This is a genomic window from Bradyrhizobium sp. ORS 285 (genome assembly GCF_900176205.1).
In the GTDB taxonomy this organism is placed as follows: Bacteria; Pseudomonadota; Alphaproteobacteria; order Rhizobiales; family Xanthobacteraceae; genus Bradyrhizobium.
Genome location: NZ_LT859959.1, coordinates 6,520,607 through 6,535,417, shown reverse-complemented (window position 1 = coordinate 6,535,417; position 14,811 = coordinate 6,520,607). Strand labels below are relative to the sequence as shown.

The window sequence follows — 14,811 nt, the reverse complement described above, 5'->3', positions numbered from 1 at the left end:
CTGGCTGTCGTCTCTGTTGGACGGCAAGGATGTCGAGCCTGCGGCTGAGCTTGAGCCTCAGCGGCGTTGTGCGATGAGGACTTGCGATTCAATCACTTCCAAGACGCCACCGGTGGCCGCGAACGGCGACATCTCTGTCGCCAGCTCCTGCGCGAACTGACCAGAGAGGGCGCCCAGCTGTTCAGGCGAGGACGTCGACATCGATAGTGCGCGATCGATCAGACGAGCGACAGGCACCAGACGCTGTTCAACAACGCCAATTCTGGTGAGCTCACTGAAGCGCGACTCCAGCAGGATTGTTTCGTGACGTAAGCGCTCGGGTGCGAAGCCGACACTCCTGTTGGTGAAGCGATCGACGACGTCAGAATAACGCTTGTACCAGGCGTTCTGGGGGACATCGGGACGCACGTCGTTGAACAGCAGGACGGCGCCGTCCTCCTCGATCAATGGATCGAGCCTTCGCAGCGTATCGGCGCGATCCATCCAATGAAAGGCGCGGCCAATCGCCACGGCGCGAAAGCGGCCGAGCTGCGGGGTGAGATCGAAAGAGCTGCCTTCGATCAGTTCGATGTCAACGCCCGCCGCGGTCGCGAGCGTCCGGGCAGCCTCGAGCATGGCGGGCTCCGGATCTATTCCGATGACCTCGCCGACCCGCGGCGCAAACGCGATACCGAGCCAGGCTGGGCCGCAGCCCAAATCCATCAATCGATGGTGCTTGGTCAGACGAAGGTGATCCGCCACCAATTGGATGAGCGCGGGTGCGTAATTTGGTCGCCCGGCCACGTAGTGTGGGACAGTCGATTGGAAGCGAGGGAACGAAGGAGTAGCTGGTTCTGACGTCATTGGTGCCGTTCAGCCGCCGTGCAGGGGCTCATGTCTTGTGATCTCTTCCAATGGGGTGGGCTGCTGCGGGTAAGCCCCGCGAGATCGAGAGCGTTGCGCCTGCGCGTACCCAAATTGCGGTTCGGACGGGCGTGCTTGGGATTTGGCGTGTTTGTAGGCAGGCTAGAAGTCTTTCAACGGCATACGCAGCTCATAGGTTGCGGAAGGAGCGAGCAGCTCGAAGTGCTGAATCGGACGTCCGGCGCCGTCGAAATGAATGCGCACCACCTTCAGGAGCGGCGCTCCTATCGCGACATTGAGACGCGCGGCGACAATGGGGTCAGCTGCAGCTGCCGTCACGATCTGCTCGCCGGACGCGAACGTAATGCCGAAGCGCTGCAAAATCGCATAGAGCGACCCACCTTCCATGTCTTCAGGACCAAATTGCCGTCCGATCGCTTCCGGAATGTAGGTCGTAACCTGCATGATTGGCCAATCATTCATGTAACGGATGCGAACTGTTCGCTGGAAGAGGTCGTCTGTCTGGGCTTGGAAGTGCTCGCGAATGTGACGAGGGGCCACCTTGAATTCGAACTCGACCACATGAGCTCGCGTTGTGCGCACGATCTCCCTGGCCCGGGCGGCGAGGTCCATCATCGGCACGGTGAGAGGTTCCGGCTTCGACAGCTCCCGAACGAACGTGCCGATGCCCTGTCGGCGTTCAATCAGTCCGAGCTCGTTCAGAGTGTCCAAAGCTGCCCGAATGGTCACGCGCGAGACGCCGAAGAGTGCCGCCAGATCCGCCTCCGCCGGCAATATCTCTCCCGGCGCATAGCGGCGCTCGGCGATTTCATCCTGTAGAACCAAGAACACCTGATGATGAAGCGGGATATCGCGCCGGCGCTTTGCAAGAATCGTGGAGCGCCCTTTGGGGGGCTTGGGCTCATGTGCTGGAGCCGTCTTCCGCGCTGCCTTCTTGACAGCAACCGAGGCGTCCAAATGCCGGGAAATTCTGGGCGCCACCACCTAGCCTCGATCACACAGTGCCGCAGGCGTGTTCATCGATTCGAGCTCTCCGCGGTGCTATTTCGATGCGAGCGTCTGGAGAGCCTTCTCGACGAATTTGTTCGTAAATGTCTCCGCGAGATCGACCGTCACGCCCCGCAATTGTGGATCGACGGTCGATAACACCTGAAGTGCGATGCCCGCGCTCTCGGTGCTGAACCGGCCGTCGGGGGAAAACATGTCGCGTGTGCCCCGGATGGAGGCGAGAAATATGTTTCGATCGGGCTTGGCCCATTCCTCCGGGAGAGCATCGGCAATCTCATCGACCGATGCGCGATCAATCCACTGGAGCGCGCGAACCATGGCGAGAGCAAAGGCCTGGACTGTATCGGGATTGCGCTCGATGAAGTCCGATCGAGCGTAGATCGTCCCTGACGGATAGAGACCACCAAAAATGCCGATCGTGCCTTCGTTGGTGCGCGTGTCCGCGATCAGCTTGACGTCACCTGCTTCTATCATCGTGGTAAGCGCCGGTTCTCCCGTCACGACCGCATCGACCGCGCCGTTGCGGATCGCGGCCACGGCGCCCGTGCCACCTCCCACACTGACAAAGGACAGGTCGGCTGGGGAGACGCCAGTTCGCAGGGCCATGTACTCCACCATGAACTGCGTTTGGGATCCCAACGCCGTGACCCCGATCTTCATGCCTCTCAGGCTGCTTGGGTCACGATAGGCGGCAGCCTTCTCCTTGCGCAGGACCAATGCGAATGTCGGATGCCTGCCAAACAGCACAACCCCGACGATCTTTTGTCCCTTTGCATGCATCTGAATGGTGTGGTCGAAGGCGCCAGCGGTGAGTTCGGCACTTCCTGCCACCAGGGCCTGCAGCGCCTTCGATCCCCCGCTCACATCAAGAAGCTCCGGCTCGAGGCCCGCGTCCTTGAAAAAGCCGAGTCGTTCGGCAAGTGTCACGGGTGCGTATTGGAGAAAGGCCTTTCCGCCAATCGTGACTCTGACTTTGGCTGGCTCGACGGAGTTGCCCGCCCAGGCCAAGTTCGGCGAGCCACATACGGCTAATAGCGGAAGCCCGAGGAAACTACGTCGCTGTAACACTGGCCGGGTCTCGCGAGCGTTGGGAAGGAGAGTGTGCCGAAGTGAACTTTTCTCACGATCCGATCACATTCGAATCATACGAACGATCATCCGCACGAGCAAGATGAAAGCTCGCCGAGGTTGCACAAGTCAGATGCACGCTCGGCGATAATTGTTGTAAATTGCGACCGAAAATTGTCGGAATTAGTTGGTGTGCGTCGATTGTGGCCGGCGAGTCGGCAGTGCATTGCGCTGATCTTGCCCCTAGCGCTCGAAGTGAGACGGCGACGCTTTCGACCTGCAAGGCAAGCGTGTCAGCTATGCACACAGGCGAGCAGGCTCAGCTGCTGACAGGCATGGCCTGAGTCACTCATGGATCAACTTGGCCGCGGCGATCATCGAGGGCACATGTGGATGGTTGCCCTTTCTTTACGGCTGTGCCGATGCCGGCTTCAGCTTCGCCGCGTTTCTCATCGAGGGGAGGCCGCGACAAGCGCCGGCTTCTAGGCCTTCCAGATCACGGATTGCTCGTGACGGCGGATGAGGTCGGCCAGTTTAGCGAACCCGGCTGCGATGAATTCTGCGAAGGCGGTTACCGCCGGCGATTGCGGGCTGCCCGTGAGCCGGAGAATGCCGAGCGCGCGCTCCGGATGCGGCACGCGTAGCGGCAGCGCCGTGATCTCCCGCTCCTTGCGGTAGGCGAAGACGACACCGTGCGGGAGGATGGTGAGCGCGTCGGTCCGCTTCAGATAGTTCATCGCACTCGCCAGCGAGCCGCCGACGTAAGGCATGCTGACGCCGGTCGATCCGAACGATAGCAATAGTGCGCGCATGTCGGCCTGCAGCGGACTGGTCGGCGGCGGGGCGATCCAGGGAAAGTCGAGGATCTCCTGGCCCTTCAGCTTGCGCTTCATCAGCAGCGGGTGGGTGACACGGCAGGCGACAACGTTTCGTCCCGGCAGGATCGACTGGAATTCGAGATCGTCGCCATCGAGCACATCGACCGGGCAAATGGCGAGATCAATGCGGTCGGCACGGATCGCATCCTGCAGCTCCGCCATGTAGCCGTAGCTCTGGATCACGCGCACGTCCGGACGGATATTGTGGAACTCGGCAATCAGGCCGGAAATCAGACCGTCCATGAAGAACGGCGTGCCGGCGACCCGGACGCTGCCGGCCAGCCCATGGCGGAAATTATCGATCAGTTCGGAGGCCTTGCGCGATGCGAGCAGCATGGCCTGGCCGTGATCGGCGAGCGCGCGGCCGAACGGCGTCGGGCGCAGCGGCCTGCGGCCTTTCACGAACAGCGCCTCGCCCAGCCGCTTTTCCAGTGCAGCCAGTGTGCGGGAAACGGCCGGCTGCGTCATGCCGAGCAGTGCGGCCCCCTCGGTCACGCCGCCCGCGTTGATGACCGCCGCGAGCTGAACCAGGTGGCGTTCGTCGATCTTCATAGCAATCTGCTATATTATCCCGCAGAGAAATCATCAACCTCGCCGCCAGCCCCTGCTACCGTTCCTCAAATTTGCGAAACGTCTTTGGGGAGGGACGATGCGGCAGGACCTGCCCATCGATCGCGGCGAACGGCCGGACGAGGCCATGGCGGAGCGCATCCTGCGAGCCGGAAACGGCCGGCTTGCGACCGGCATGGCGGCGATCGTCGGCCATATCCATCAGCTGATCCGCGAGCTTCGGCCGACCAGGACCGAGTGGCGGGACGCGATGGCTTATCTCGCGGCGGTGGGCGAGGCGACGACCGACAACCGCCAGGAATGGGTGCTGCTCGCTGACCTGATCGGCGCGACCGCGCTGGTTGAGGATATCAACAGCCGCCGTCCCGCCGGCGCCACCCCGAATGCGCCGCGCGGGCCGTTCTATCGGGCCGATGCGCCGCGGCGGCCGAATGGCGCCAACATCTGTCTAGACCGCATTGGGGAGCCGCTGGCCGTTCAGGGCAGGGTGGTTGACCTCGACGGTGATCCCGTCGCCGGCGCTGTGGTCGAGACCTGGCAGGCCAACGGGCAGGGCTTCTTCGAGAACCAGCTGCCGGACGAGCAGCCGGACTGCAATCTCCGCGGCATCTTCACGGCCGATGCTGATGGCGGGTTCGATTATCTCACTATCAAGCCGGCGAGCTACGCGGTGCCGCTCGATGGTCCCGCGGGCCGGCTGATCGGCGAGCTCAGCTGTCCGCTGCGGCGTCCGGCCAGCATTCATTTCATCGTGTCGGCCGATGGCTTTGAGCCGATCACGACGCAGCTGTTCGATCGCGCTGATGCGACTGAGGACGCGTTGCATTGCGTCAAGCCGAGCCTGCTCGCCGACTTCAAGCCGACCCGGCGCAAGGACGTGCCGTGGAGCCTCGCCTACACCTTCGTCATGGCGCGCGCGCCGAAGACGCGGAGCATGACATGACCGGCACACGCGCCTTCGTCTTCCCGGGTATCCGCTCGCGCGTCGTGTTTGGCGCGGGCACGCTGTCGCAGCTCGCAACCGAGATGGAGCGGCTGGGCCGCAAGCGCGCGCTGCTGCTGGCGACGCCGCAGCAGCGCAACGATGTCGACGCGCTGGCCGACCGGCTCGGCAGCGCGACCGCCGGCGTGTTTGCGGGCGCGGTGATGCACACGCCGGTCGACGTCACGCGCGAGGCCGTCGCAGCCTACGAGCAGAGCGGCGCGAATTGCGTGATCGCGCTCGGCGGTGGCTCGTCGATCGGGCTCGGCAAGGCGATCGCGCTGCGCACCGGCGCCGACCAGATCGCCATCCCGACCACCTATGCCGGCTCCGAGATGACCGACATTCTCGGCGAGACCAGCGAGGGCGAGAAGACCACGCGGCGTGATCCTGCGATCCTGCCGGAGACGGTGATCTACGATGTCGACCTCTCGCTGAGCCTGCCGAAGGAGATGACCATCTCGTCAGGGCTGAACGCGATCGCGCATGCCGCCGAGGCGCTGTATGCGCCCGATCGCAATCCGATCCTGTCGCTGATGGCGGCGGACGCGATCAGGGCGTTCGCGACGGCGTTGCCGGCCGTGGTCGCAGATCCTTCCGACAGAAGCGCCCGCGCCGACGCGCTGTACGGCGCATGGCTGTGTGGCGCGACTCTCGGCGGCGCCTCGATGTCGCTGCATCACAAGCTCTGTCACACGCTAGGCGGCAGCTTCGACACGCCGCATGCGCAGACGCATGCGATCCTGCTGCCGCATACGATCGGCTTCAACGCCGCGGCCGCAAGCGATCTCCTGACGCCGATCTCCGCTTCGCTCGGCGGTGCGACGCCCGGCAAGGCGCTGCATCGCTTCGCTGTACAGCTTGGCGCGCCGACCCGGCTTAAGGATTTTGGCCTGACCGAGTCCGATCTCGACCGGGCCGCCGCGATCGCAGTCAAGAATCCCTATGCCAATCCGCGGCCGTTCAGCCAGGCCGACATCCGCGCGCTGCTGCAGGACGCCTGGGCCGGCACAGAACCACCGTTGTAGACCGATCGTTACTTAAAAAACAAAACAGGGAGGGAACGACACATGATCACGCGACGAAGGCTCCTCGAGACCGCCGCTGTCGGCGGCCTGCTGTCCGCCACCGATACGATCTTCAAGCCCGCGCTCGCAGCCGGCAAGGCGGCCAAGATCGGCTATGTCAGCCCGCAGAGCGGTCCGCTGGCCGCATTTGCAGAGGCCGACAGGTTCATCATCGACGGCTTCAACGCCGCGGCGAAGGCGGCCGGCCTGCAGGTTCAGGTGGTCGTCAAGGACAGCCAGTCCAATCCGAACCGCGCCGCCGAGGTCGCCAAGGAGCTGATCGTCAGCGACAAGGTCAATCTCATGCTGGTCGCCTCGACGCCGGAGACGACCAATCCGGTCTCGACCACCTGCGAGTCCGAGGGCCTGCCGTGCATCTCCACCGTCGCGCCGTGGCAGCCCTGGTTCATTGGCCAGCAGGGCAATCCCGGCGATCCCGCGTCCTGGAAGCCGTTCAGCTCGAGCTATCACTTCTTCTGGGGCCTCGAGGACGTCATCGCCGTCTTCACCAACATGTGGGCGCAGCTCTCGACCAACAAGCAGGTTGGCGGTCTCTTCCCCAATGACGGTGACGGCAACGCGTGGGGTGATCCGAAGGTCGGCTTCCCGCCGGTGCTGACGGAGAAGGGCTACAGACTGATCGATCCCGGCCGCTACCAGAATTTGTCGGACGATTTCTCCGCCCAGATCAACGCTTTCAAGTCCGGCAATGTCGAGGTCATCACCGGCGTGATGATCCCGCCTGACTTCACCACGTTCTGGAATCAGGCCAAGCAGAAGGGCTTTGCGCCGAAGATCGCTTCCATCGGCAAGGCCTTGTTGTTCCCGCAGGCCGTCGAGGCGCTCGGCAAGCAGGGACACAATCTCTCCTCGGAAGTGTGGTGGACGCCGAGCCATCCCTTCAAGTCGTCGCTGACCGGCGCTTCCGCCAAGGAGCTCGCCGACGGCTTCACCGCCGCGACCAAGCGGCCGTGGACGCAGCCGATCGGCTTCGTGCACGCGCTGTTCGAGATCGCGGCCGATGTGCTCAAGCGCGTCGACGATCCGACCAACGCCGACAAGATGATTGCGGCGGTGGCGGCGACCAAGCTCGACACCATTGTCGGCCCGATCGCGTGGAACGGCGCCAAGCTGCCGCCCTTCGCCGCAAAGAACGTCTGCAAGACGCCACTGGTCGGCGGCCAGTGGCGGCTCAGGGATGGCGGCGGCTACGACCTCGTGATCACCGACAACAAGACGGCGCCCAACATTCCCGCAGGCGGGACGATGGAGCCGATCGCCTGATGATCGATGAGCGGAGCAGCTGGCGTGCCCATCCTCGAGCTTGATCATGTCGCCAAGCGCTTCGGCGCGTTGAAGGTCACGGATGACGTGACCTTCGACGTCGCGCCGGGCGAGGCGTTGGGCATCATTGGTCCGAACGGCGCCGGCAAGTCGACGCTGTTCAACCTGATCACCGGCAATCTGCGCGTCGATGCCGGCCGCGTGGCATTCGACGGCGTCGACGTCACGCGGATGCCGCCGATGGCGCGGTGTCACGCGGGGGTGGGGCGCACGTTCCAGATCCCGCAGCCGTTCGAGAAGCTGACCGTGTTCGAGAACCTCGTGGTGGCCGCGGCGATGGGGGCGCGCAAGGCGGAGTCGGAAGTGACGGATCGCTGTGCCGACATCCTGGTGAAGACCGGGCTGATCGACCGCGCCAACACGCTGGCCGGCGGGCTTGGTCTCCTGCAGCGCAAGCGGCTGGAGCTGGCGCGCGCGCTCGCGACCGATCCGAAGCTGCTGCTGCTCGACGAGATCGCCGGCGGCCTCACCGAGGCCGAATGCCGCTCGCTGGTCGAGACGATCAGCGGCATTCACAGCTCGGGCGTCACCATCGTCTGGATAGAGCACGTGCTGCATGCACTGAATGCCGTGGTGCAGCGGTTGCTGGTGCTCAATTTCGGCAAGGTCATCGGCATCGGCAAACCCGAGGAGATCATGGCCTCCACCGCGGTGCGTGAGATCTATCTGGGGATTGAGGTCTGATGGCGCTGCTCGAAACCCATCGGCTGACCGCCTTCTATCGCGACTTCCAGGCGCTGTTCGGCGTCGACCTCATGTTGCAGGCGGGCGAGACGATTGCGATCGTCGGCGCCAACGGCGCCGGCAAGTCGACCTTGCTGCGCTCGATCTCCGGCGTGCTGCGCAACGGCGCCGACCAGATCCTGTTCGACGGACGTCCGGTCGGCGCGCTGGCTGCACCTGATGTCGTGGCGCTGGGTATTGCGATGGTGCCGGAGGGACGCAAGTTGTTCCCGTCGCTGTCCGTGGAAGAAAACCTGCTGATCGGGCGCTACGGCCGCGCGACGCCGGGACCGTGGTCGCTCGAGACCATCTACCGATTGTTCCCGGTGCTGAAGGAGCGACGCCACACCCCGGGCACCGCGCTGTCCGGCGGCCAGCAGCAGATGGTGGCGATCGGCCGGGCGCTGATGTCGAACCCGCGCGTTCTGCTCTGTGATGAGCTGAGCCTCGGGCTCGCGCCGATCATCATCAAGGATATCTATGCGGCCTTTCCCGCGATCCGCGAGAGCGGCGCGTCGATCGTCATCGTCGAGCAGGACATCGGCCAGGCCATGAGGGTCGCCGATCGATTGTACTGCATGATGGAGGGCCGCGTGACTCTGAGCGGCCGCCCCGCGGAGCTCAGCCGCGAGGCGATCCACGCGGCCTATTTCGGAGCGCATGCATGAGCTGGGCGGATACCATCCTGCAGGGCGTGCTGCTCGGCGGCCTGTACGCGCTGTTCGCCGCAGGCCTATCGCTGGTGTTTGGCATCATGCGGCTGGTGAACCTCGCGCATGGCGATCTGATCGTGCTCGCGGCCTATCTGGTCCTGGTCTTGGTCAGTGGTCTCGGCCTGCATCCGTTTGTGGCTGTGCTGATCGCGATGCCGTTGATGTTCGGCATCGGCTGGCTGCTGCAGGCCTATGTGCTCAACCGGACGCTCGGTCCGGACATCCTGCCGCCGCTGCTCGTCACTTTTGGGCTCTCGGTGGTGCTGCAGAATGGCTTGTTGCAGGCGTACTCGGCCGACAGCCGCCGCATTCCCTCAGGCGCGCTGGAGACTGCGTCGGTCGCGATCGGGCCGTTCAATATCGGCGTCATGCCGATGCTGACCTTCGCCTCGGCGGTCGGCGTGATCCTCATCCTCAATCGCGTGCTCTATGGTACCGAGCTCGGCCGCGCCTTCCGCGCCACGTCGGATGATGCCGTGACCGCCGGGCTGATGGGCATCAAGCCCAACCGGACCTTTGCAGTGGCGACCGGCATCGCAATGGCGATCGTCGCGATCGCCGCGGTGTTTCTCGGCACCCGCGCCAATTTCGATCCGACCATCGGTCCGGCGCGGCTGATCTACGCGTTCGAGGCCGTCATCATGGGCGGGCTCGGCTCGCTGTGGGGGACCTTGGCGGGCGGGGTCGTGCTCGGCGTGGCGCAGACGGTGGGCGGCGCGATCAATCCGGAATGGCAGATCCTCGCCGGTCATATCGCCTTCGTGCTGGTGCTGCTGGTCCGTCCGCGCGGCTTCTTCCCGCGCGCGGTCGATTGAGGGGACAGGCCGATGCACGGACGAACCATCCCCTGGCGCGTCGAGACGAGGACGAAGGCCTCGATGGCTTTCGCCGTGATCGCGGCCCTGATCGTCGTGGCCGGATTCGTCGCGCCGGTCTACCTGCCGCGCTCGACCTTGCAGGACCTGTTCTTCATCCTGACCATGCTGGTGCTGGCGCAGAGCTGGAATCTGCTCGCCGGCTATGCCGGTCTCGTCTCCGTCGGCCAGCAGGCGTTCGTTGGCCTCGGCGCCTACGCGATGTTCGCGGGCGTCGTGCTGCTGAAGCTCGATCCGCTCGTCGCGATCCTGCTCGGCGGCGTGGCGGCGGCCGCGCTCGCCATTCCCGCCGGCTTCTTCGCCTTCCGCCTGCAGGGGGCATACTTCGCGATCGGCACCTGGGTGGTCGCGGAGATCGTCCGCCTCCTCGTCGCGCAATGGAAGACGCTCGGCGGCGGCACCGGCACGTCGCTGCCGAGTGCCGCGACCCGCGCCATGTTCGGCATGGAGATCGTGCAGCGCCTGCTCGGCGTGCGGCCGGCGCAGGCGGTCGACATCATCTGCTACTGGCTGGCGCTGCTGCTCGCGGTCGCGACCATCTTTACAGTGTATCGCCTATTGCGCTCGCGTCATGGCCTCGCACTCGCGTCCGTCCGCGACAATCAGGAGGCGGCCCGCGCCGTCGGCGTCGATGCGCGGCGGCTGAAGGCGATGGTCTATCTGACCAGCGCGGCGTTGACGGGACTCGTCGGCGCGCTGATCTACGTGCAGAAGGCGCGGATCTCGCCGGATGCGGCGTTCTCGGTGATCGACTGGACCGCCTATGTGATCTTCATCGTGGTGATCGGCGGCATCGGCACCATTGAGGGGCCGATCGTCGGCGTCCTGATCTTCTTCGGCCTGCAGAAGCTGCTGGCCGATTTCGGCTCGCTCTATCTGCTCGCGCTCGGCCTGATCGGCATCGTCATCATGCTGTTCGCGCCGCAGGGATTGTGGGGCCTGTTCGCAAGCCGGACCGGCATCCAGCTGCTGCCGGTCCGCCGCCTGCTGCGTGGCGGACCGATCGACAACTGACAACAGACAATCAACGACAGGGAGGGCCCGATGGCCGACATCAAAACAGACGTTCTCATCATCGGCACCGGGCCGGCCGGCTCGGCCGCCGCGGCGCTGCTGTCCACCTATGGCGTCGAGAACATGGTGGTCAACCGCTATCGCTGGCTCGCCAACACGCCGCGCGCGCACATCACCAACCAGCGCACGATGGAGGTGCTGCGCGACCTCGGCCGCGACGTCGAGGACGAGGCCTACATGTTCGCCTCGCAGCAGGACATTATGGGCGAGAACGTGTTCTGCACTTCGCTCGCTGGCGAGGAGATCGGCCGGCTCAAGACCTGGGGCAATCACCCGCTGTCGCGCGCCGAGCATCAGCTGTCGTCACCTGCAAAGATGAATGATCTGCCGCAGACCTATATGGAGCCGCTGCTGTTCAAGACCGCGTGTTCGCGCGGCACCCAGGCGCGGATGTCGACGGTGTATGAGAGCCATGTCCAGGACGACGACGGCGTCACCACGACCTTGCTCGACCGTCTCACCGGAAAGACGTTCACGGTGCGCTCGAAATATCTGATCGGCGCCGATGGCGGCAACTCGCTGGTCGCCCAGCATGCCGGCCTGCCGTTCGAGGGCAAGATGGGTGTCGGCGGCTCGATGAACATCCTGTTCAAGGCCGATCTGTCGCGTTACGTCGCGCATCGGCCCTCGGTGCTGTATTGGGTGGTGCAGCCTGGCGCCGATGTCGGCGGCATAGGCATGGGGCTGGTCCGCATGGTCCGGCCCTGGAACGAATGGCTGATCGTCTGGGGCTATGACATCAACCAGCCGGCGCCGGAGGTCGACGAGGCCTTTGCGGTGAAGGTTGCGCGCGATCTCGTCGGCGACCAGGATCTTCAGATCGAGCTGCAGTCGGTGTCGACCTGGACGGTCAACAACATGTATGCGACCCGGACCTCGCATGGCCGCGTGTTCTGCATGGGCGACGCGATCCATCGCCATCCGCCGTCGAACGGCCTCGGCTCGAACACCTCGATCCAGGACGCCTTCAACCTCTCCTGGAAGCTCGCTTACGTTATCAAGGACCGCGCCGGACCGAAGCTGCTCGACAGCTACACGGTCGAGCGCGCCCCGGTCGCCAAGCAGATCGTGACCCGTGCCAACAAGTCGATCGAGGAGTTCGGCCCGATCTTCCAGGCGCTCGGCCTGCTGGACTCGATCGATCCGGTGAAGATGCAGCAGAACATGGATGCGCGCTGCGACCGCACCGAGCAGGCCGAGCAGCAGCGCGCCAAAATCCGCGAGACCATAGCCAGCAAGGTCTATGAGTTCGACGCGCATGGTGTCGAGATGAACCATCGCTATCGCTCCGACGCCATCGTGACCGACGGGCAGCAGGAGCCGGCCTTTGCCAAAGACCCCGAGCTGCATTTCCAGCAGACGACGTGGCCCGGCGCGCGCCTGCCGCACGCCTGGCTGTTCGGCAAGGATGGCGGCACGAAGATCTCGACGCTCGATCTCGCCGGCCATGGCAAGTTCACGGTGCTGACCGGCATCGGTGGCGAGGCTTGGGCCGCAGCGGCGAGGAAGCTTGGCCAGCAGCTCGGCATCGAGATCGATGCGCATGTCGTCGGCCCGCGCCAGACGTGGCAGGACCTGACGGGGGACTGGGCGCGGCTGCGCGAGGTGAAGGACGGCGGCATCGTGCTGACGCGTCCGGATCAGCATGTCTGCTGGCGCCGCGAGACCTTGGCCGAAGATCCGGCCGCAGAGCTGCGCCGCGTGTTCAAGCGGATCCTGGCGAACTGAAGTGGGAAGGGAAGACCTCATGGACGATCATGAGCAGGGCTATTTCACCGAAGAGAACTCCGCCGAGGTCGTGATCGGCCGCAACAAGAACGCGAAGGACGAGCGGCTGAAGGAGGTGATGGCGGTCGTCACCCGCAAGCTGCACGAGGCGGTAAAGGAGATCGAGCCGACCCAGCAGGAGTGGTTCGAGGCGATCATGTTCCTGACCAGGACCGGGCAGATGTGCACCGACTGGCGGCAGGAGTTCATCCTGCTCTCGGACGTTCTGGGAGTCTCGATGCTGGTCGACGCGATCAATCACCGCAAGCCGGCTGGCGCATCGGAGAGCACGGTGCTCGGCCCGTTCTATGTGCATGACGCGCCGGAGCTGCCGCTCGGCGCCAACATCTGCCTCGACCGCAAGGGCGAGGATATGGTGATCTCCGGTATCGTCCGCGACACGGCGGGCAGGCCGATTCCCAACGCCAAGCTCGACGTCTGGCAGACCAATGACGACGGCTTCTACGATGTGCAGCAGAAGGGACTGCAGCCCGACTTCAACCTGCGCGGCGTGTTCCGCACCGACGATGCCGGCCGCTACTGGTTCCGTGCGGTGAAGCCGCGTTTCTATCCAATCCCCGACGATGGCCCGGTCGGCCAGCTTCTGGGCAAGCTCGGCCGGCATCCGTTCAGGCCCGCCCATCTGCACTTCATTATCTCGGCCAATGGATTCCAGACGCTGACGACGCACATCTTCGATCCCGACGACCGCTACATCGATTCGGATGCGGTGTTTGGGGTGAAGAAGAGCCTGCTGGCGACCTTTGATAAGGTGGATGACTCCCAGCGGGCGCAACAGCTCGGATTTTCGTCGCCGTTCTGGGAAACGACGTTCGACTTCGTTCTCGCGGCCGAGGTTGCGAGAGACGTCGCAGGAGAAGCTCCCCAGCTCTCTGAATCACAGAGCGGCCCATCATGACCCACTCACGTGCCTCTGGTCGCCCTTGCGTCGAACCCTGGTCGCTGTCGGTGACCGCAGGATTCGAGAATTTGTTGCCCGTCATTCTGGCTAAGCAGTCGCAATTGCCGATTGTCCATCCGGGGCAACAGATTGCACAACAATTGGCGGGAGAGCCGGTCGGAGTGACAGAGATGCTTCGTTGGCAAAGCAGCTGAAACTGAGGGCGCGGGCGGTCAGGGAGAACTGGATGGCTTGGCCAAGCTGCCGCTGCCGGGAATCGCGGCGCGGCCAGACGGCTCGTCTGTCATTCTCGGCAAAGTCATAGCCGATGCGGCGCTGACCCGGGATCCCGGTCAACGGCCGCAGACTCCCAAGCGCGCCGAGTTCGAGGCCAACTGAACCGGCACGATCGTGCTGATGGCGCGCCGCGCCTCCCTGACGGATCTCGCGCTACGCGTTGACATCACCAGGGTCCTTCAAGCCATACAGACATATCGTCGGCTTCTCGGCGAGGTGCTGCTGGCGTCGTTCTTCTTGCAGGTGTTGGGTCTGGTCCTGCCGCTGCTCTTCCAGGTCGTCCCTGACAAGGTGTTGACGCATATTGGCTACAGCACACGCGCGACGTCCCGGGGGTTCGGCATCGTTACGGTCACCATCTTCGAGACCGTCCTTGGTGGGCTTCGAACGGACGTCTTCTCCCGCACGACCGACTGCATCGACGTCGAGCTCGGCGCTGGCCGTTCCGGCATCTTAGCCGCGGGATCCGTCTGCATCGAAGCTCTGACGACAAGAGCAGATGACGGACGGAAAACAGTCTTTGAGAATGCCTCTGCATCACAATTGAGAGAGGGGGTACAGGCGACGGTTACCTCGAGTGAGGCCTGCAATCAACGGGCGGTAGAATAGTTGCTGATTTGAAACACTAGTAAAATTACGGAAACACAACCCTGCTCCATCTTGCCCATCGATAGCCTCAT

Annotated in this window: 16 protein-coding genes; 12 read left to right on the top strand and 4 right to left on the bottom strand. The window is 64.1% G+C overall.

All coding sequences use genetic code 11. The features are described 5' to 3' along the window. Window positions 1–57: 57 nt before the first annotated feature. The 4 genes from BRAD285_RS29200 to BRAD285_RS29185 all read right to left on the bottom strand — a co-directional run bounded on the left by BRAD285_RS29200 (window position 58) and on the right by BRAD285_RS29185 (window position 4,370). On the bottom strand, window positions 58–702 hold the full coding sequence (locus tag BRAD285_RS29200; protein ID WP_050886751.1) for a class I SAM-dependent methyltransferase: 645 nt from the start codon (window positions 700–702) through the stop codon (window positions 58–60). A gap of 303 nt (window positions 703–1,005) precedes the next feature. Beyond that, a complete protein-coding gene (locus BRAD285_RS29195) occupies window positions 1,006–1,845 on the bottom strand; it encodes a GntR family transcriptional regulator (protein ID WP_244422074.1) in 840 nt (279 codons plus the stop codon). 60 nt (window positions 1,846–1,905) lie between these two features. Continuing rightward, on the bottom strand, window positions 1,906–2,799 hold the full coding sequence (locus tag BRAD285_RS29190; RefSeq protein ID WP_244422076.1) for an ABC transporter substrate-binding protein: 894 nt from the start codon (window positions 2,797–2,799) through the stop codon (window positions 1,906–1,908). Window positions 2,800–3,422: 623 nt separating this feature from the next. Continuing rightward, the gene (locus tag BRAD285_RS29185; RefSeq protein WP_006610053.1) at window positions 3,423–4,370 is read right to left on the bottom strand and encodes a LysR family transcriptional regulator; all 948 of its coding nucleotides are present in this window, start codon (window positions 4,368–4,370) and stop codon (window positions 3,423–3,425) included. 97 nt (window positions 4,371–4,467) lie between these two features. Between BRAD285_RS29185 and BRAD285_RS29180 the strand changes: the two genes are divergently transcribed. From BRAD285_RS29180 to BRAD285_RS36405, 12 genes are read left to right on the top strand one after another with little or no spacing between them, the layout of a single operon-like run. Continuing rightward, on the top strand, window positions 4,468–5,331 hold the full coding sequence (locus BRAD285_RS29180; RefSeq protein WP_006610054.1) for a dioxygenase: 864 nt from the start codon (window positions 4,468–4,470) through the stop codon (window positions 5,329–5,331). Continuing rightward, window positions 5,328–6,398, top strand: a complete 1,071-nt coding sequence (locus tag BRAD285_RS29175; protein WP_006610055.1) for a maleylacetate reductase — start codon at window positions 5,328–5,330, stop codon at window positions 6,396–6,398. The genes BRAD285_RS29180 and BRAD285_RS29175 overlap by 4 nt, the downstream gene beginning before the upstream one ends. A 42-nt stretch (window positions 6,399–6,440) precedes the next feature. Next, the gene (locus BRAD285_RS29170) at window positions 6,441–7,721 is read left to right on the top strand and encodes an ABC transporter substrate-binding protein (RefSeq protein ID WP_006610056.1); all 1,281 of its coding nucleotides are present in this window, start codon (window positions 6,441–6,443) and stop codon (window positions 7,719–7,721) included. A gap of 24 nt (window positions 7,722–7,745) precedes the next feature. Beyond that, window positions 7,746–8,465 (top strand): ABC transporter ATP-binding protein, encoded by a 720-nt coding sequence (locus BRAD285_RS29165; RefSeq protein WP_035644888.1) that lies wholly within the window; start codon window positions 7,746–7,748, stop codon window positions 8,463–8,465. After that, complete coding sequence (locus tag BRAD285_RS29160) at window positions 8,465–9,172, top strand: ABC transporter ATP-binding protein (RefSeq protein ID WP_006610058.1); 708 nt, start codon at window positions 8,465–8,467, stop codon at window positions 9,170–9,172. The genes BRAD285_RS29165 and BRAD285_RS29160 overlap by 1 nt, the downstream gene beginning before the upstream one ends. After that, entirely contained in the window at window positions 9,169–10,032 is an 864-nt protein-coding gene (locus tag BRAD285_RS29155; RefSeq protein ID WP_006610059.1) for a branched-chain amino acid ABC transporter permease, read from the top strand. Before BRAD285_RS29160 ends, BRAD285_RS29155 begins: the two co-directional genes overlap by 4 nt. Before the next feature lie 12 nt (window positions 10,033–10,044). Then, window positions 10,045–11,106 (top strand): branched-chain amino acid ABC transporter permease, encoded by a 1,062-nt coding sequence (locus BRAD285_RS29150; RefSeq protein ID WP_006610060.1) that lies wholly within the window; start codon window positions 10,045–10,047, stop codon window positions 11,104–11,106. 30 nt (window positions 11,107–11,136) lie between these two features. Continuing rightward, window positions 11,137–12,894: an FAD-dependent monooxygenase gene (locus BRAD285_RS29145; RefSeq protein WP_006610061.1), complete on the top strand. Its 1,758-nt coding sequence runs from the start codon at window positions 11,137–11,139 to the stop codon at window positions 12,892–12,894. A gap of 19 nt (window positions 12,895–12,913) precedes the next feature. Then, a complete protein-coding gene (locus BRAD285_RS29140) occupies window positions 12,914–13,852 on the top strand; it encodes an intradiol ring-cleavage dioxygenase (RefSeq protein WP_006610062.1) in 939 nt (312 codons plus the stop codon). After that, window positions 13,849–14,049: a hypothetical protein gene (locus BRAD285_RS36415; RefSeq protein ID WP_244563566.1), complete on the top strand. Its 201-nt coding sequence runs from the start codon at window positions 13,849–13,851 to the stop codon at window positions 14,047–14,049. Before BRAD285_RS29140 ends, BRAD285_RS36415 begins: the two co-directional genes overlap by 4 nt. A 37-nt stretch (window positions 14,050–14,086) precedes the next feature. Beyond that, a complete protein-coding gene (locus tag BRAD285_RS36410) occupies window positions 14,087–14,233 on the top strand; it encodes a hypothetical protein (protein WP_006610063.1) in 147 nt (48 codons plus the stop codon). Between the two features lie 18 nt (window positions 14,234–14,251). Beyond that, window positions 14,252–14,740 carry a hypothetical protein gene (locus BRAD285_RS36405; protein ID WP_035644855.1) on the top strand — a complete coding sequence of 163 codons (489 nt, stop codon included), beginning with the start codon at window positions 14,252–14,254 and terminating at the stop codon, window positions 14,738–14,740. The last annotated feature ends 71 nt before the right edge of the window (window positions 14,741–14,811 follow it).